This is a genomic window from Zhongshania antarctica (assembly GCF_014202945.1).
Lineage (GTDB): Bacteria > Pseudomonadota > Gammaproteobacteria > Pseudomonadales > Spongiibacteraceae > Spongiibacter > Spongiibacter antarcticus.
On record NZ_JACHHW010000001.1, the window covers coordinates 179,987 to 197,797 of the forward strand.

Sequence of the window (17,811 nt, forward strand, 5' to 3'; positions counted from 1 at the left end):
TTCATTATTGAAATTGATTATCCTTATGAATCATAATAAGTATTATTTATAGTGGAATCGTCAAAATGAGTGCCGCCAAGATCGATCTAAATCTATTTGTGGTCTTCGATGCTATTTATTCTCATCAAAGCCTGACCCGAGCTGCAGGCGTATTACACGTGACCCAACCGGCTGTAAGCAGCTCTTTAGCGAAATTGCGCGCCGTGTTCGACGACCCACTTTTTGTGCGCACACCCAGTGGCATGACCCCCACGCCACTAGCACGCCAATTAATAATGACCGTCAGGGACGCCTTAAAGAACCTCGATAACTGCGTCACCACGCGAATTGCTTTTGCCCCCGCCAAGAGCACGCGAACATTCCGCATTCACGCCACGGAGAATGCGGAACTCCTGCTATTGCCAAAATTACTCAGCCAGCTCGCCACACAAGCGCCGGCGTGTAATCTCGAAGTGGTATTTATGGACCGCAGGGAAGTCCCTTTTGAATTGGCCAGTGGCAATATCGATCTCGCAATTGATGCCCCTCTGCTCAGTCATCCTGAGTTAATAAGCCAAGTCCTATACGCCGATGAATACTGCTGCGTTATGCGTAAGGGCCATGCTTTAAGTAGAGAACAGCTTAGCCTCAAGGGGTTTATCGACAGCCGACACATACATGTATCCAGTCGCCTAAGCGGCTCTGGGCATATTGATCTCGCCCTGCGCTCTATCGGCGAGCAACGACGAATTGCCCTGCGGTTGCAGCACTACGCCGCGCTGCCGGCACTGCTGAATCGATCCGATTTTATCGCGGCCATTCCCAGCAGTATCGCGACGCACTGGCAGCTCCCGAGTCAGCCACTGCCATTTGCCGCGCCTAAATTAGAACTACGCTTATTTCACCACAAAAGCGTTAGCCACGACCCCGCGTTACTTTGGCTAGGTGGGTTACTTCGCCAAGTTCAGACTAGGGATGGCGCCGTTTAAAAAGCTGGCTCGGTGAAACCATCTGAAGCCTGCCAGTAGGGTCGCCACAGCAAACCCAGCGCAGGCACATAAATATTACTCGCTGAAGCGCGGATGACAACTTCCTCTAATTCTTCCCGCGGGCTATCCCACTGTTCAGCCATCGCCGCGAGTTCTGTTTGTAGAGCGTGCTCTAACTCTGCAACTTGGGAACGCAGAGCCTCGGCATTTCCGACATCTTGGCTTCCTTTGCGAATGCGATTAGCCTTGCTCATCGCCGAGCCCGCCCGACGAGCTGTACTCGATTTTCGGCCGCCGCCAAACAAGGCGCTGCCAATAGACATCACCGTGTCTACCTTCTGTTGACTGGCCTGAGATTGTTCACGCTAAGTCACCTGCTCTGCTTTGCGCAGGCGCTCCTCCAAACGTTGAACCTTAGTCTCGTATTTATTGCGCGACTTCCCGGCGCTAAGATCGCGCTGTTCATTGGCCGCGGTTTGCAAACGAATTCAGAAAGCCTCCTTCAGTCTCCCCTACCTCAGAGCTTAGCTTCATCCCAGCGCTGCGATACAGTATTAAGGTGTGATCCGTCCGAATGTGGCGTTTGAATTGTTTCTCCCATTGCCTATAATTTTTACCGAGCGCCAAATTGGCCGGCGGCACGCGGTAGCCTGCCGCCTTGTCACCCTCGCTTTTTAAACTATTAACCTCAATTGCTAGCCTTTAAGCGTCCTGCCACGCAACATCCATTTCGCTATCGTCCAACTCTACACTCAAAACGTATTTTTCAAGACGCTCAACTTTATGGGTTTTACTACTAAACAATACCTCCGCAGCAACGACCAAACAGACGTCATAACACAGCCTCGAATCTTGTTCGGGCGCCGCAATAGTCGCGGCGAGGTAATACTGAGGAATATCTGACTCTATACTACTAGGTTGCTGCGCCAATACTGCCGATTGCGACTTCGTCACCGGTGCGCGGTGAATGTCTTGTCAGCTACAGACGCAAGATGTGAATTACTCTGCACAAACGCTGTGCTGTGCTCCCTAGCCTTTTGCTCCGTTAAGCGCTTAATTTTCTCGCGAGTCAGCGGCCCCGCGAAATAACTCATCACGCAACGGGTAGTAAAGATTTCCAAGTGGCTGTGTGCGTGTACGTAATGCACTAATAATTGGCGCTGACCGAGGCCAGCCAAGACTTTTTCCAACCCGCCCTTTTCAAATGCCTCCGCCCCCGTTGCAGCACCCAACAACCCTTCCAGCACCCGCTGTTTGTCACGATCGGTTTGCAAGCGGCCAATAAGCCAGGTTCCGGTATTTGACAGTCCTTTGTAATCCAAATCCACGGGATTCTGGGTGCTCAACACCACACCCAAACCAAAGGCCCGCGACTGCGTCCTCCCGAACTGCTTATTTTTCGGCCTAGATAAAATGCGCCTAGTTTTTCGCAAGCATTAACATGCTTCGCCTGTCGCCATGAGCTACACCATAAATATCCATTTACCCGAGCACAGCCATGAGCACTAAATAACGCAGGGCTGATTTACAAAGTAGTTGGCATTTGGACTAGGTACAAGCCGTGGTTAGCAGTGATGCATATTGTCAGAACGCTTAGCATTAAACACAATGTCACTATTTTTATAGCCTAAAAAGCACTACGGATACTGGCATCAATTTAATATTTGCTGACTCATTCTATAGCGGCCAGGTGCCTGACCAAACCAGCGCTTAAAGGCTTTTTGAAAAGCACTTTGATCACTGAAGCCCAACTCGGCCGAAATATCTAACAAGCCCATTTCACTGTCACTGATAAGTTTTTTAGACTGTTGCTTGCGCGCGTCATCGACTAAGCCTTTGAAATTGGTTTCAGTATTATTAAGCCGGCGCTGCAGTGTCCTAGAGGCCAAGCCTAGCTCAGCTGCCACATCTTCCAATTTGGGCACGCCCTCCGACAACTGACGAATAATACACTCCAAGACCTCTTTAACAATGCGATCTTCCATTTGTAAATTGGCTAATTCAGCGCGTGCGGCCTGCACCAACGAAATGTGAATCGCGGTATGTGGAAAACGAGTCGGCCGATCAAGGAAATGATTATCAAAAACAACGCAATTGGTACTGCTATTGTAGTGGACCGGGGCTTCAATTATCGCTTCGATTTCCTTGCAGCTATCCGGCCCACAATGATTAAAATGAATTTCTCGCTTACTACACCAACGATCGAGAATTGGCTTATTCACGTGATACCAGCTGGTAAAAAAGAACTCAACTAGCTGCCTAGAGGCTTGCTGACGCGGGGGTACTACCCAGCTTAAACACGCTAAATTTTCGTCTAAAACCGAATACTCAACATCGCCGTGGTCAATTAATAGCCTTGAGAAATCCACCACCGCATGCACGGCTTCACGCGTACTTGGCGCACTCATCCCTAGGTAACTCACCATACCCCAGGCTTCCTTAGAACTATGGGCTCCGGCGTGGGCGCCTAAATAAGGATCGTCAAGCAACTGGCTACCAGCATCGAGCATCATTTCAAATAAGCGCAAGGGAAAGCGACCGTGCTCGGTAATATGCTCCTCTGGCTTCAGTCGCATAATGGCGTGTAATTGGCTAGGGCGAACACCCTGACTGCTCAGATAAGCCAATAAACTGTCTAAGTATTCGACGCAAACCGTAGGTAATCGCAAAACTGTACCCTCATTATTTATATAATTTTTAGAGTCCGGCAGATAGCCAGCGGCTCGCTTCAGGGCCGCAGTCATAGAGTAACAAGATTTAAGGGCGACAAACCCGCGACCAGTATCATTACCGGCCATATTTTATTATCATTATCGTCCACAGCTACCCAGGTATCCAATAATGCAATTGTTCGAACTAGAACATATGGGCCGGCGTCGCCTAGCTACCTTAATGGAATTGCTGAAATCTGGCCACCCGGAAATTAACCGTGACGACTTAGCGGTGAGACATGGTATCGCTCGCGACTGGAGCCGAGCGAGCAACGACAACAGCATGTGGGCCTTTTTACACGCTTTACGGGAGCTAAAAACCGGCCCTATTCCCGATTTAGCGCTGCGAATCGGCGATCGCGCGCAACTCACTGACGCTGGGCTATTGGGTTACGCCGTACTGACCTCGCCGACGATCATGCATGCATCAAAACTCACCAGTCACGCACTGAACAGTTCTCATTATTTAGTGAGAACGCGGCTCTCATTGAATGAAGAGCTAGGTCGGGTAGTGTTTTCTGTCGTTAACGAAGCCCGGGAGTTTCGCCAAGAATTATTTGAAATGAGTTTATTGGCGGTGTGGCGCTGTACTCAGGTGATCCTACCCAGCGGCCGGGGCGCGATTCCCCTGTACGTAACGTTCAATTATCCCGCGCCGCCCCATGCCGACCAATACCGCGCGCTCTTCGGCTGCCCAGTAGAGTTTGACCAAGCGCACACTGTTCTCGCGTGGCCACTAGCGTGGATGCACGCCCCGATTCCCACAGGCAGTGCAGACTTAATGCGGCAATGCGCCTCTGAATTGGAGCAGGTGCTAGGCGAGGGTTACCGTGGCAACAGTATTGTCGCTCGGGTAAAACGGAACTTAGTCGAACATCCGCAAAGCTGTAACTTCTCCTTAGAAGGCACGGCGCAACTGCTCAAGATCCACCCCCGCAGCCTGCGCCGCTATTTGGCCGAATCCAATACTAATTTTCGGCACGTCTGCTTAACGGTCCGAATGGAGTTGGCTCAGCAATATTTGCGTCATACCAATATGCCCTTAAAAGCGATCGCCTACCAACTCAGCTACCGCCATGCCAATAATTTTAATCGTGCCTATAGTGACTATTACGGTGAGCCGCCCAACGAGCTGCGTCAACGCCATCAAGCGGCGTCGACGGTTAGCTGAGTTTGTCGCTGCGCCAAATAATTTAGCTGGTAATCGCGATTACCACACAAAAGGTCTAAGACCGTTAAGCGCTTAAAATACGCGCCAACGCTAAGTTCTTCGGTCATGCCAATGCCGCCATGTAGCTGCACAGCCTGCTGCCCCACATAGCGGCCAGCACTGCCTATTTGCGCTTTAAGCATGGCAACACGCTCGCCAAACTCACTGCTGCCTTGGACCTGAAATGCCGCCCACAGCAGTGACCGCGTTTTCTCACAAGCAATCATCATGTCGGACAAACGATGCTGCAAGGTTTGAAATGTAGCAATGGGCACACCAAATTGCTGGCGAGTTTTACAGTAGTCCAAACTTAGCGCGAGCAACTGATCCATTGCCCCGAGGCCATCTGCGGCCATGACCAGCAGCGCCTCATGAAGTGTCTCTTGCAAGGTAGCAGCGGCCTTGCCATCGGAAAACAGGGCTGCGTCTGCGCTTATTTCGACATTGCAAAACCGTATTTGCCCGGCGCGTTGGCCGTCGGCCAATGTCTGCGCCTGAACGTGTAAGCCGACTGCGTCACAATCAATCAAGTAGGCATTGAGGCCGCCATCCTCAGCCACTGCGGTCACAATCAATTTATCCGCCGAGGATGCCCCTAAAACCACACATTTTTCGCCATTTATCAGCAAATTATCGCCGATGTGGCTCCGCGTGGCGGTGGCGTTGACATCTAATGGGTTTCCGCGACTTGCCCGCTCTTCCCAGGCTAGGCAGAGCTTGAGATCCCCCGCGACAAGCTTCGGCAATAGCACATTGCTCAGATCACTATTATCCGCTTTAGCTAATAGCCCACCTGCCAGCACGACGGTAGCAATATAGGGCTCCAAGACTAAGCCCCGGCCAAACTCCTCGGCAATTGCCATTAAAAACCCGCTATCGACACCGAGGCCACCGACATTTTCGGAAAACGGCAAACCAAGCAAGCCTAACTCAGCAAACTGCTGCCAGTGCTCTTCGCTATAACCCTGTTCGCTTTTACACAGCGCTAAATGGCAATCATAGCCGTATTTATCCTGCACAAACTTGCGCAGCATATCTTTGAATTGGCTTTGCTCTTCGTTGTATTGATATTGCATATGGTCTCCTCGCTGCGCCTAGCTAGCCAGTATTGCTTTGGCCAATAGACTGCGCTGCACTTCATTTGAACCGGCATAGATGGACGCCGCTCGGGTGTTTAGGTAGTAAGGCATAACGAGCATGTCAGACTCCTCGCCAAAGCCAGCAATATCGCTACCCACCGCCAGCGCTGCGGTTTGCAATGGCAGGGCATCTAGGCCGACAATATCCAGCTGCAATTCAGAAAATTTTTGCATCACTTCCGAGCTAATAATTTTTAACAGCGACGCCATGGGTCCGGGGTTTTCACCGTGTTTTAAATTGGCATTCACACGCTTTTCAGTGTGTTCAACTGCACGAACGTCAATTTCGAGTTCCGTTAGACGGCGCTGAATATGCACATCATCGGCCACACTGCGCCCGCTATCATCGAGGGCAAGGCTGCTGCGGGCGCGTAATTTTTCTAAGGCAGGCACTAACCAAGCGCCAAAGCTGCTACCGCCGCGCTCAAACTCAAGCACGTATTTCGCGACATTCCAGCCTTTATTTTCCTCGCCAATGCGATTGCGCTTAGGCACCCGCACATCACTGAAAAACACCTCACATTGTTCCGGGCAGCCATCTAAACCAACGATGGGCCGCACTTCAATACCGGGGAAATTCATATCGAGCAATAAAAATGTGATTCCCGCTTGGGGTTTACCGGCGCTACTGGTTCTCACCAATGCGAACATTTTATTGGCGTGATGGCCGTAGGTCGTCCAGGTTTTTGAGCCATTGAGAATATAGTCATCACCATCGCTGTCCGCTCGGCATTTCAGTGCAGCCAAATCTGAGCCGGCACCTGGTTCGGAGTAACCCTGACACCAAAAATCCTCCCCCGACAACATCCCCGGCAAAAACTCTTCCTTCTGCTCTTGTGTGCCAAACCCCAATACCGCGGGTCCCACCATCTGTAAATTTTGTGGCAATAACGGCGGCACGCCACGTCGATTACATTCCTCGGCGAAAATATAGCGCTGTTCAACAGTCCAGCCGGTACCGCCATATTCTAGTGGCCACGTGGGTGCAACCCAACCTTGGCGAAATAGAATTTTGTGCCATGCCATGGTTTCTTTGAAGGGCGCAAAAACGCTGGTCGTCTTACGTCCGGCCTCAAGAATTTCCTCGCTTGGCGCCACGTCCAAGAAGGCGCGAATCTCAGCGCGAAATTCAACTGAGTGCTGATCTTCTATTAACAAAATATAAACCCCTAAATAATAGCTCGTCGCATCAAACCGACTAAGGTGTTAATTACGAGCGCGCAATGCGTAAAAAGCCGAGCATCTCTCCTTTTAATACCTCGCGAGTTGCCACCGGAATCATTCCAACGGCACCATCTAACTTTGAGACCAAGACCATAACCGAGCTACCCACGGCCAATAATTTATCCGCTTGATAAAAACGGCACCCCAAGGTGCAGCTACATTTCCCCAGTTCAATGACCGACAGCTCTAGTTCAACACTGGGGTGCGGCTGACAGGCGTGTAAATAATCAAATTGCAGCGACTGCTGCTGCCAAGCTTGTGAAAGACATGCCTTATCGCCTTGGGTGTGGCACTCGTCCAAATAGATTTTACCTGCCGCTTCAAACCACGCGCTGATCACCGCGTTTTTCACTAAACCACGGTCATCGTATTGACCTTCATCGGCGACAAACTGCTTATGTTGCATAGCGTGTTAACTCACTGCTCATTATGGCTAGGGTGCGCCATTTTATTTCACCAACATACTATTTAAGCGCTGACCAATAATAGTTTCAGCTTCGCTCATCATTCTCGATATCAAGGTCTCGCGACGTGGCAAATCGTGGATCAGGCCCATAGCGCAGAACTGTAAACACTCCCCCCGCTAAGGCACAGGTCGGTGCACGTCAGCACTTGTCTATTTACGTCACCGCACCACTGCAGCAGCCGAACCTAAAGTAGCATGCAGTGCTCAGTGAGAATGCGGTGGCGCAGAATAACCACCGCTGACGTGCCATGCTCTAGTGACAAATTCATAGAGCATGGAGAATGTAAGCTTAATAGCAGACTGCCACCAGAGGTTCTCCATGCTTATCCACCAGATGATTGAGTTCAATGCCATCAATCACTCAGAGCAAACCGCCATAAAATTTGGTGAGCACAGCCAAACCTATGCCGACTTTAACCAACTCGCTAATCGCCTGGCTCGGGGTCTAATCGCACTGGGGCTATCACCTGGCAGTCGCGTTGCATTACTGAGCAAAAACAACGCTGAGTTTCCACTCATTGCAACAGCATGCATGAAAAGCGGGCTATGCTTAGTACCACTAAACTACCGTTTGGCCGCACAAGAAGTTGCCTATATCTTGCGGGATTGTAGTGCCGACGTGCTCATTTGCGGTGACGACACATTATGCCTACTCGCCGAACAAAGTGGCGAAACTGAGAGCATCCCCCATCGTTTTAGCCTAGCGCAAACAACGGAAATATGGCCAAGCATAGCGTGTGTATACAGCGACAATAGCAGTAAATTGGCAAGCCTCGATCAACATGAAAAACTGATTGCAGCACAGATCTACACCAGCGGCACCACTGGCCACCCCAAGGGCGTAATGATTGGCTACCAGCAATTGCTAAGCGGCTACGTCATGAGCAACCACATCAGCCCGCGCCAGCAAGTAGCCCACAATTGCATTATGCCGCTACCGCTGTTTCATGTTGCTGGTTTCGCGGCCATGATGTTCTGGCTTGGCAATGGCTGTAGCATTGAACTCGTCGCGGACTTTCATCCTCAAGAAATAGTCGATGCGATTACGAGTAGTAGTAACTGCGATATCGTGCTCGTGCCTGCCATGATCCAGGCTATGTTGGCGTTTGTTCCCAATATACAAGACTATGATTTTACTCCCTTAAAACGAATTACCTATGGCGCTTCGCCCATTTCTATCGACGTTTTGCAGCAAGCCCTCGCTATATTTAAATGTGATTTTGTGCAGGGATTTGGTATGAGCGAACTCAGCTGTATGGTGCTCAGTTTGTCGGCCGACGATCACCGACGCGCCCTCGCCGGCGAACCCCAGTTGCTTCGGTCCTGCGGCCGAGCACTCCCCGGTGCAGAGCTGAAAATCATCAATGAGCAAGGTAGCGAACTCCCGACAGGTGAAACTGGCGAGCTATTAGTGCGCTCCCCCACCACCATGATCGGCTACTGGCAGCAAGCGGACAAAACTGCCCAAACCCTCTGCAATGGCTGGCTGCGCACTGGCGACGCAGGTTTTATCGACGACGAAGGCTATTTCTATATTCGCGACCGAGTTAAAGACATGATTGTCTCCGGCGGTGAAAATATTTATCCCGCCGAAATTGAGAATGCCTTATTCAGTCACCCCCAAATTCAGGACGTTGCGGTTATCGGCGTTCCGGATCATAAGTTTGGCGAGACCCCACTCGCAATCTGCGTTTTAACGCCCGGCAGCGAGCTACTCAGCGAAGATCTCATCGCCTACTGTAAAGAGCGCTTAGCAGCCTACAAGTCACCCCGACAGTTTGAGTTTATCGCGGCGCTTCCTCGCAACCCCTCAGGCAAGGTGCTTAAGCGACTTTTGCGGGAACCGTATTGGCGAGACGCAGAGCGCCAAGTCGGCTAGCCGCAAGAAAATTTGGCAATATTAAAATATAAATGTCCGGCCTAGTGACGGCTATCTAGCGCCGTGCTAGTGTGCGCGCAATCAACAGGCTATGCGATATTTTCGCAAGAGGAACTAGCCGCTTTGCCTATTATTAAAGCCACTACATACACGCAATTTTATGCGAAGTACCTTCGCAGATTGCACGCCGTGGCTGTTCACAAACCACTCATTGGCGGCTTTGCGGCGCTGATAACCCTATTTGTGCTGCTCGGGGCCAGCTCAAGCCTACCCTCGTCATATTTTACTGTCGTCAACGGCGATACGAGCAATGAGTTCGCACTGACCTCCCATGGTTTCAGTTTTGTGGAACCACGGCGACTGAATGCCGACAGCGGGACTCAGCCCGACGCCGAAAAAGCGATCGCGACCGAAATCCAAAACTTATCCGCCAGTATCGACTCAGATTTTGGCAGCACCGATTACGGCCATTGCTTTGACCAGCGCCAACGGTATTTCTTAAACAGCTTAAGTCCTCGCGCCCCTCCACTACAGAGTTAAGCCGACTAATACTGCCACGACCAGCCTGCGTCGTAACAAGTATTCGGCACCGCCTCAAAAAAAAAGCGACGAAATATTAATATTCGGTGACCACCGCTATGCCGTGGCGCCTTGCCGTGAGAAATATATGCATCACTTTAAACTCAAAGTTCTAAGTTATATCGCCATCGTACTCCTTGGCATCATTACTGCACTACCCAGCCTCCTGCCGAGCAATTACCTCGAAAGTGCACCCGCTTGGTACCAGCATCATAAGGTTACCCTAGGCTTAGACCTACGCGGCGGCTCTCACCTGTTGCTGCACATTGACGACAAAAAATTAATCGCCGATACCAGCCTGCAATTCGCCGACAAGCTCAGTAGCAAACTACGAGAGAACGCCATCAGCGCATCCCCCGCCAAAGTAAATACCGACTCAATTGTGGTGGAATTGCGACATTCCGCGCAGTTATCCGCGGCGGAGCAGCTCGTTATCGATTTGCAAAAAGACCAAGTTCCGCGCCCATTCCGGGTAAGTACAAGCGACAATCACTTGCTTATTGATATGAGCAAGTCCTACCGCGAGACACTCTTGGCCGACGCAGTGCAGCGCAGCTTAGAAGTGCTTAAACGCCGGATTAATGAGACCGGAGTGGTTGAACCCTTAATTACCAGCCAAGGTAAAAACGGCATACTCGTGCAATTACCTGGTGTAAAAGACCCCAGTAGAATCAAGGCTCTTATCGGCCGCACCGCACAAATGAGCTTCCACCTTGTTCACGAACCAGGACCCGATGGCGACGCCGCGACCCTGCGCTTAGCCGATGCCGAATCTCAACAACTTTACACTCTAAACCGGCTAGCCTTATTAAGCGGCGGCGACGTCAGCGATGCTCGCTTGGGCTTTGACCCAAACACCCAAGAAGCCGTCGTAAACTTTCGATTAAATCAGCACGGCGCAGAAATCTTTGCCGATATCACCAAAGCCAATATTGGCCGCGCCTTTGCGGTAGTACTGGACGACGTTGTCGTTACCGCGCCGGTTATTCGTGGCGTCATTGGCGGTGGCTCTGGACAAATTAGCGGCAATTTCACGAGTCGAGAGGCCGGCGACCTTGCCCTACTTTTACGCGCTGGCTCGCTTCCCGCGTCATTAACCATCGTCGAGGAACGCACCGTTGGCCCCGATCTCGGCAGCGACGCGATTGCCATGGGCGTCACGACCGGCCTCATTGGCGCAGCATTGGTCCTCTCCTTTATGATGGCCGCCTACGGTCGCTGGGGGCTAATCGCCAATACCGCGCTGGTCGTTTACTCCACTTTATTGATTGCCGCGCTGGCCGCTCTAAACGCCACGCTAACCCTACCGGGTATTGCCGGCTTAATTCTGAGCCTCGGCATGGCAGTAGACGCCAACATCCTGATAAATGAACGAATTAAGGAGGAGTGTCGCGCCGCAGTTAGCGGCCGCTATGCAGTACAACGAGGATTCGAACGCGCCTTCAGTACCATTCTAGACTCCAATATCACCACCTTAATTGCCGTGGGGCTCCTCTTTCTTTTCGGCAGCGGCCCGGTACGCGGTTTTGCCGTCACCATGGCTGTCGGGCTTGTGCTATCGATGTTTACCTCGATTGCCTTTACTCGTCTCATCATTGATTGGCGAGTCAATCGTCTGGGCAGAAAACCCCTGAACATTCAGGGACTTCGGCTGTTAAACAGCTTCGGCAAACACAAGACGATACCCTTTCTAAAGGCCAGCCGCGCCGGCATCATCGGCTCAGCAATCTTATCTCTGGCATCGCTAGCCCTACTCTTTCAGCCAGGTCTTAATACCGGCATCGATTTTAATGGCGGCACGGTACTCGAGGTGCGCAGCACCTCAACGACCAGCATAGACACCGTGCGGCAAAGCCTACGCAGCATCGCCCTCGATAATTTCGCCATTCAAGAATTCGGTGAACAAGGCAATTTTCTAGTGCGTCTGCCCAGTCAGACGCAAACTAAAAGTCCAGAAGCAGACATCGCCGCGATCAAAACGGCAATTGCCACGGTCGACGCCCAAGTGACGTTTCCACGCTTAGAAATGGTTGGTCCAAGCGTCAGCGGCGAGTTTATCGCAACCAGTGCCATTGCCGTTTTATTAGCCTGCGGTGGGATGTTTATCTACTTATGGAGTCGCTACGAGCGCTATTTTGCGATCGGCGCCATGGCTACCTTGGCATTGGATGTTACCAAGACCTTAGGTTTCTTTGCCCTAACTGGGGTCGAGTTTAACCTCACTGCAATCGCCGCGCTGCTCGCCCTAATCGGCTATTCAGTAAACGACAAGGTCGTGGTATTTGACCGCATTCGCGAAAACTTGCGTGCCACACCCGACAAACCACTATACGAGCTTATTAATGAAAGCCTAACATCGACCTTAAACCGGACCGTATTTACCTCTGCCACCACATTTTTAGCAATACTGCCGATGGGCATTGCAGGTGGTAGCGCCGTCGCGAGCTTTGCGCTGCCAATGCTGTTTGGCATTGTCATTGGCACCAGTTCATCTATTCTAATTGCGGCCCCGATTGTACTTCTACTCGGCGAGCGAACAATGGAAAAAGTTAAATCCCAGGCACAACTAGGCATTAAAGCCAGACCGCAAAGCCTGTTTTTAAACGAAGATCGTCCTTAATTTGCACCAGGCTCCCGTAGACTGTATCAGTGGTCTCCGGGGACCTGGTCGTTAGGCGCACTTAGAAACTACAAGGTTTTTAAATACTCAATAATGGCTCGACGTTCAGCGTCAGTAAGCACATCACTAAACGCGTGACCGCCATTGCCCTGGCTAAACATAGTGGTGTTATAAACTTTACGATTCTCGATATCCTGATTGCTCAAGGTCGGCGGATTGGCGATATTCCAACCTAACAATAGGTTTCCGTAAAATTCGGATAGGAAAAAAGCAGACTCCAAACCCGTAGGGTTACATTGAATCGACGACGATACTCCCGCCGCGGCGCAGTCTAACTTCTCATACTTCCAGCCCAAACGCTCGCGATCATAGGCGCGATTAAAATCGCTATCAAAGCCCATCACCACTGCGCCTGCTTGGTCTGCGCGGGCAGGTTTCGAGACTCGCTTCCAAACAGTTGGCCGCTTACCTGAATCCAACAAACTCCAGACATCTGGCACCGCGCCATTATGAAGATAGGGTGCTGTCGCCCAAACGCCATACAACGGCGGTGCAGCGTAACCCGACGGACGCTCTTGTCCCTTAGCATCAATTTGCATGCCCGGCATATTTTGCACCCGACAATCGTCAATCCCTTCTCGGTTTGCGGTTTCTGGGTAAGCCACCGAGGTATTCGAGTTCGCCTCATTCGTACCCTCATTATAACTTTCCAAGCGCACACGGTCGGTATCAATTACTTCAATAGGTACAACATAACTCGCGATCCCGACTAACGCCGGGTTGGCAAGAAACTCAGGCTTGTTCACATAGCGTGGGGAATAGGCACCGTGGCAACTTGCACAGCTGCCATTGCCGCCTAGCGGTTTGGCAATAAGGTTATTTAAATTAACCGCCCACAGGTCTTTGGCGTGGAATAACACCGCGCCCTGTTCTGCAAGATCAGTGTTAATAACACTGGGATAAACCGGCGCACGCCGGGACATAATATAGTGGTCACCGTCCTGCACGTGGGCGCTAATCCAGCCGGGATTCTGCTCGGGCACGCCGTATTTATTGGTCAGCAAGGGTGAGAACAAGGCAAAGTCCACGCGCACGGCATCACCGGGGAACATGGCATCAACAAATTTTACCGGGCGGTGACCAACGTTCCACCAAGCCGGCGTATCGCCCGTGCCGGTTGTGCCATTGTTCATCACCGCTGCAAATTGCTGGGGCGTTGTCACCCCGGTCAAGGCGGTAATATTAGAGAACTGAGCATTATTTGTGCCGCGTACCCGCCCGGCCAAACCGAGGCGATCGATTGCAACGCCACTGGGCGAGCCGAAGGCCGCAAAATCTCGGGAACTCACACTGGCATCTAACATGCCGCCACCGCCGCCGACCGCAAATTTATCGCCGATTTGTACGCCGTGGCAGCCCTGACAATTACTGTTAATCTCACCACTGTAGCTGCCGTCAGGAAAGCGCGTTTGAATCATACCGAAGGGCAAGGCGCCACTACCGCCGTTAGTGGCATTGGGATCTTCACCAGGCAGCGGGTAGGGATACTTGGGGTCCGGCGCACCAAAGCCATAGCGCTCGGCGACTAGCTCATCTAAGTTATCTGGGCGACCTGGCAAGCCCCATACCACCCATAAATTATTGTACTGATCGGCACTCAGCGCGGCATTGCCGTGAGGGTAGTCACCAGCAAAGGTGGTGGCTGGGCGAATGATTTCACCGTCTGGGTAAGTTTTATAATTGCCGCTGGCATCCAGCATAGGGGCGTCACCCATAATCACCGCGCCGCGCTCAAAACTCGCCTTAAATTCGCCACAGGTTTTTGGATGGGGGTATTCATTTACCAACGCCGGATCTATATGACAGTCCTTCCAAAAGGCATTAAAATAAACTGCACGGCCGTCATTATATCCAGGCTTAACCAAGGCTCGCGGATCAACGGGTAAAACCGCCGTCGCCACCCAGTTTTTAGCCTCGCAGAAATCTACCCAGGCATGACCACCGCGGGAGCTGCCTAGCAGCGGCTGCTCAGTGCCGGTATCCACCGAAACCAAGCTACACTTTTGCGGGTCCGCCCAACATTGCAATAAACTACGCATATTGGCGTATTCCGCTGTGCTGACAGCCCACTGCTTGCCACCTACATGGGGATCGGTCTGGGCGCGACTGTCACTGGCTTTGAATAAAATAGGACTTTGTTCAACGCCGCCGCCAAGTCCATTCCAGTCGCTGTGCAATTTGAGCAATTCATCCGCTAAGCTGGCGTTCTTAATCAGCATAAAGCCACGGCCATCACCGGCACCATCAGAGTCAGCAACGCCGCCAGCGACATGGCAGGTACTGCATATCTTTAACGAGCTGTGGACATTGGCTTTATAAAATTCGAATATCGGGTCCTTACCGCCACTTCCTGAACCGCTGCCATTGCCGTTGCCATCTGCAATATCCGGGGTATCGCAAGCATCGCCTATGCCGTCGTCGTCACTATCCGCATTTTGGCCGTCGGCATTGGCAACAAAGGGGCAATTGTCGTCTAAATCAACAATACCGTCCCCATCACTGTCGGTCAGGGGGTTGCCGACAATATCAACCACATCGCCGCTGGAACTGCCGCCACAGCCCACCATTAGGCTTGCGCTAAATAGTATTACCCAAAGAACACGCCGATACCTAGTCATATGCCGAACCCGATAACTGTTATTTTGAAACATTCAGGCTGACATTATTGCCACAATCATGCCAACTCAAATTGGTTAAAGCTGCCGTTGTCTGTCACAAGGCGACACCGCAATTCCATGGGGAAACAGGGGGAAACAGGAAGCAGAATGGACTTTATTCGTATGACAAAATCTAACTCAGGACTGCCATGGCCCTAGATCCCCGCCGGTTTGTCCGTTCGCCTGCACCCAGCAGTGAGGCAAGCCGAGTTCGTCTAGCCATGCTGGCGCTGCGATCACGCCCTTCAGCAGACCCACCGTGGCGGCCGTTCCGGCCAATAAACACAGCGGCGCCACGACACTGAGTGATCGAAAGGTATTTTCCACCGGCCAGCCGCTACGGGGGTCAAGAATATGGCTGTAGCGCTTACCGGCTATCACCATAAAACGCTCATAATCGCCACTACTCGCCAAACCCCCGCTCTTTAACGGCACCACCAATTTCGCTTGGGTCGGCTGCTGAGGATCACGTATACCAATTTGCCAAGCACTACCGTCTGGGTGGGGCCCGAGCACCCGAATATCACCCCCTAAATCAACTAGGCCATGAGCAATACCCTGTTCGGCACAAACTCGTGCTGCGGCATCAACCGCATACTCTTTCGCAAATCCGCCAAAATCCAATTCCATACCAACCTGACTTAGCCGGACTTTGCCCGCGGTCAATTCAACCTTAGGCCAACCCAGCACCGCAACTAAGTTTGCCACCTCACGCTCGCTAGGGAGTTGTCCTGATTTAAAATTCCACGCCCGTCGCAACACCCCTGAACTTATATCAAATAAACCATCACTTTGCTGATAGGCGCTATCGGCGTACTGCAATAACGCGCTGGTCTCACTATCAATGGTGACGGCATCGCCGCCCGCCGCGCGATTTATTGCGCTCAACACACTGGTGTGACGATACCGAGAATATTTTTGTTCTATGCGATCAACTTCGGCTATCGCGGCCTCAGCGGCGCGATCAGCGAAGCCTTGCGAAGTTGCATACAAGCGCAATTCACAGGGGCTCGCCATAGCGGTAAAGGGAAATAAAAAAAGGTGTAATTCTGCCACGCTATAAATGTAGTTTCAGGCCAAGGGATAAAATATCAAACTCGACTAAACCTGGGTTTTCCACCCCGACGTCGTCCAGCGCCAGGCTCGCCGCGGCGCGATAACTTTCCCATTCCACGTTTGTAGAAAACTCACCCCAGTTACGCTCCAAGCGAAGTCGAAAACTTAGAGCGCCGTAGGGTGACAACCGGTAGTCGCTAGAAGCGTAGCCATCGCTGCGCGCATTGTAAAAAAACGGTCCATAAAAATACGCCTGAGATTGGCTGTAATAACGCAGCGAAGGCGTCAACTGCCAGTTGTCGCCCAAGTTCTGATACCAAGCTAAATCAACGGTATGGGAGCTGATGTCCCAGTCATCGTCAAAAAACCGGTAATCCACATGCAGAGCAGCTCTCACCGCGGGTAGGTAGTGACGCATACGCACGTTCAATACCAATTGCTGCCGTTCATTGGGTCGCGCATCAGCAACGGTATTGCTCAGATCCGCCCGCCACACTTTCTTATAGGGGTCAGATAAATAGCCGTCATTCGTCACCATACTGAGGCTGCCCTGCACTACGGTATTGGCATTTAAGACCTGCGCCACGGCAACAAACGCCGTTGTGCTGCTGCGGCTAGCGCTATCGATACGGTCTGGCATCTCAGGGTCAGTTGGCTCAATCTCGTCGTCGCTAAAACCAAGGCCAGCCGTCAACGTCAATTCCCGCGCGGGAATCTCTATACTACCCTCTACGCCCATATTCACTGCTTGGTAATCATTTTCAGTTGAGTAACCCAACAAAACCTTGGCAGCATGCTGGGAAGAAAAATAATGGCCAAGGCTAGCCTGTATATCTTTGCGCTCTTCTTCAATACTCGCCCCGCTCATAACCTGCACGGGGCCATTACCGCTAGTGCCCGGCATAATAAACCACGGCGAGGCACCACTCATGGTTTCGTAACTAAAGTCTACCGCTAGGTCCGAGGCGCGACCAAGAGGCGATATAAAGCGGAGCTGATGGGTGTCAATCTCGTAACGCGAAGCAGAGCCAGCGGCTAATTTGCTGCGTTCAATATCCGCTTCGCGGTAGGCGGAAGCTTTGTAGCCTAGTTCAGCCTCGGCAATCGGCGCCGCGGCCTGAGCCGTGCTCACGATACCCGGAATCGCTAGGGCTGCTGCGCTAAGCGCCATGAATGCGCTAGCCCCTTGGCCGCGCGCATTTTTTTGCTTCATAAATATGGCCTCATAAGATTCACGCTAAG

At 51.7% G+C, this 17,811-nt stretch carries 15 protein-coding genes; 5 read left to right on the forward strand and 10 right to left on the reverse strand.

Annotated elements, in window-relative coordinates:
- The first annotated feature begins 65 nt into the window (after positions 1 to 65).
- Entirely contained in the window at positions 66 to 968 is a 903-nt protein-coding gene (locus HNQ57_RS00830; protein WP_184460743.1) for a LysR family transcriptional regulator, read from the forward strand.
- Here HNQ57_RS00830 and HNQ57_RS00835 read toward each other — a convergent pair.
- From HNQ57_RS00835 to HNQ57_RS00850, 4 genes are all read right to left on the reverse strand, one after another.
- Positions 965 to 1,291, reverse strand: a complete 327-nt coding sequence (locus HNQ57_RS00835) for a hypothetical protein (RefSeq protein ID WP_184460744.1) — start codon at positions 1,289 to 1,291, stop codon at positions 965 to 967. The genes HNQ57_RS00830 and HNQ57_RS00835 overlap by 4 nt on opposite strands.
- Before the next feature lie 379 nt (positions 1,292 to 1,670).
- Complete coding sequence (locus HNQ57_RS00840; protein ID WP_184460745.1) at positions 1,671 to 1,922, reverse strand: hypothetical protein; 252 nt, start codon at positions 1,920 to 1,922, stop codon at positions 1,671 to 1,673.
- Positions 1,919 to 2,314, reverse strand: a complete 396-nt coding sequence (locus tag HNQ57_RS00845; protein WP_184460746.1) for a hypothetical protein — start codon at positions 2,312 to 2,314, stop codon at positions 1,919 to 1,921. Before HNQ57_RS00845 ends, HNQ57_RS00840 begins: the two co-directional genes overlap by 4 nt.
- 306 nt (positions 2,315 to 2,620) lie before the next feature.
- A complete protein-coding gene (locus tag HNQ57_RS00850) occupies positions 2,621 to 3,637 on the reverse strand; it encodes an AraC family transcriptional regulator (RefSeq protein WP_226968262.1) in 1,017 nt (338 codons plus the stop codon).
- 172 nt (positions 3,638 to 3,809) lie between these two features.
- Between HNQ57_RS00850 and HNQ57_RS00855 the strand changes: the two genes are divergently transcribed.
- Entirely contained in the window at positions 3,810 to 4,850 is a 1,041-nt protein-coding gene (locus HNQ57_RS00855) for an AraC family transcriptional regulator (RefSeq protein WP_184460747.1), read from the forward strand.
- On the opposite strand, the gene HNQ57_RS00860 is transcribed toward HNQ57_RS00855, so the two are convergent.
- From HNQ57_RS00860 to HNQ57_RS00870, 3 genes are read right to left on the reverse strand one after another with little or no spacing between them, the layout of a single operon-like run.
- Entirely contained in the window at positions 4,826 to 5,965 is a 1,140-nt protein-coding gene (locus HNQ57_RS00860; RefSeq protein ID WP_184460748.1) for an acyl-CoA dehydrogenase family protein, read from the reverse strand. The two genes, HNQ57_RS00855 and HNQ57_RS00860, sit on opposite strands and share 25 nt — an antisense overlap.
- Before the next feature lie 18 nt (positions 5,966 to 5,983).
- Positions 5,984 to 7,186 (reverse strand): acyl-CoA dehydrogenase family protein, encoded by a 1,203-nt coding sequence (locus tag HNQ57_RS00865; protein WP_184460749.1) that lies wholly within the window; start codon positions 7,184 to 7,186, stop codon positions 5,984 to 5,986.
- Between the two features lie 52 nt (positions 7,187 to 7,238).
- Positions 7,239 to 7,658: a hotdog domain-containing protein gene (locus tag HNQ57_RS00870; protein WP_184460750.1), complete on the reverse strand. Its 420-nt coding sequence runs from the start codon at positions 7,656 to 7,658 to the stop codon at positions 7,239 to 7,241.
- Between the two features lie 379 nt (positions 7,659 to 8,037).
- On the opposite strand from HNQ57_RS00870, the gene HNQ57_RS00875 reads away from it, so the two are divergent.
- From HNQ57_RS00875 to secD, 3 genes are all read left to right on the forward strand, one after another.
- Entirely contained in the window at positions 8,038 to 9,597 is a 1,560-nt protein-coding gene (locus tag HNQ57_RS00875) for a class I adenylate-forming enzyme family protein (protein ID WP_184460751.1), read from the forward strand.
- 189 nt (positions 9,598 to 9,786) lie between these two features.
- Positions 9,787 to 10,137, forward strand: a complete 351-nt coding sequence (locus tag HNQ57_RS00880) for a hypothetical protein (protein WP_184460752.1) — start codon at positions 9,787 to 9,789, stop codon at positions 10,135 to 10,137.
- 127 nt (positions 10,138 to 10,264) lie between these two features.
- Positions 10,265 to 12,796, forward strand: coding sequence for a protein translocase subunit SecD (gene secD / locus HNQ57_RS00885; protein ID WP_184460753.1), 2,532 nt, complete (start codon positions 10,265 to 10,267; stop codon positions 12,794 to 12,796).
- A 68-nt stretch (positions 12,797 to 12,864) separates the two neighbouring features.
- Here the strand turns inward: secD and HNQ57_RS17760 are convergent, their stop codons facing one another.
- From HNQ57_RS17760 to HNQ57_RS00900, 3 genes are all read right to left on the reverse strand, one after another.
- The gene (locus HNQ57_RS17760) at positions 12,865 to 15,474 is read right to left on the reverse strand and encodes a c-type cytochrome (protein WP_184460754.1); all 2,610 of its coding nucleotides are present in this window, start codon (positions 15,472 to 15,474) and stop codon (positions 12,865 to 12,867) included.
- Positions 15,475 to 15,651: 177 nt separating this feature from the next.
- The gene (locus HNQ57_RS00895; RefSeq protein ID WP_221301529.1) at positions 15,652 to 16,569 is read right to left on the reverse strand and encodes an FAD:protein FMN transferase; all 918 of its coding nucleotides are present in this window, start codon (positions 16,567 to 16,569) and stop codon (positions 15,652 to 15,654) included.
- 1 nt (position 16,570) lies between these two features.
- Complete coding sequence (locus tag HNQ57_RS00900; protein WP_184460755.1) at positions 16,571 to 17,782, reverse strand: DUF3570 domain-containing protein; 1,212 nt, start codon at positions 17,780 to 17,782, stop codon at positions 16,571 to 16,573.
- Between the last annotated feature and the right edge of the window lie 29 nt (positions 17,783 to 17,811).

Bases quoted from the DNA above. Each gene is read 5' to 3' on its own strand.
- HNQ57_RS00860 (WP_184460748.1), bottom strand. From the start codon at position 5,965: ATGCAATATCAATACAACGAAGAGCAAAGCCAATTCAAAGATATGCTG.
- HNQ57_RS00830 (WP_184460743.1), top strand. From the start codon at position 66: ATGAGTGCCGCCAAGATCGATCTAAATCTATTTGTGGTCTTCGATGCT.
- HNQ57_RS00855 (WP_184460747.1), top strand. From the start codon at position 3,810: ATGCAATTGTTCGAACTAGAACATATGGGCCGGCGTCGCCTAGCTACC.
- HNQ57_RS00835 (WP_184460744.1), bottom strand. From the start codon at position 1,291: ATGTCTATTGGCAGCGCCTTGTTTGGCGGCGGCCGAAAATCGAGTACA.
- HNQ57_RS00875 (WP_184460751.1), top strand. From the start codon at position 8,038: ATGCTTATCCACCAGATGATTGAGTTCAATGCCATCAATCACTCAGAG.
- HNQ57_RS00900 (WP_184460755.1), bottom strand. From the start codon at position 17,782: ATGAAGCAAAAAAATGCGCGCGGCCAAGGGGCTAGCGCATTCATGGCG.
- HNQ57_RS17760 (WP_184460754.1), bottom strand. From the start codon at position 15,474: ATGACTAGGTATCGGCGTGTTCTTTGGGTAATACTATTTAGCGCAAGC.
- HNQ57_RS00870 (WP_184460750.1), bottom strand. From the start codon at position 7,658: ATGCAACATAAGCAGTTTGTCGCCGATGAAGGTCAATACGATGACCGT.
- secD (WP_184460753.1), top strand. From the start codon at position 10,265: ATGCATCACTTTAAACTCAAAGTTCTAAGTTATATCGCCATCGTACTC.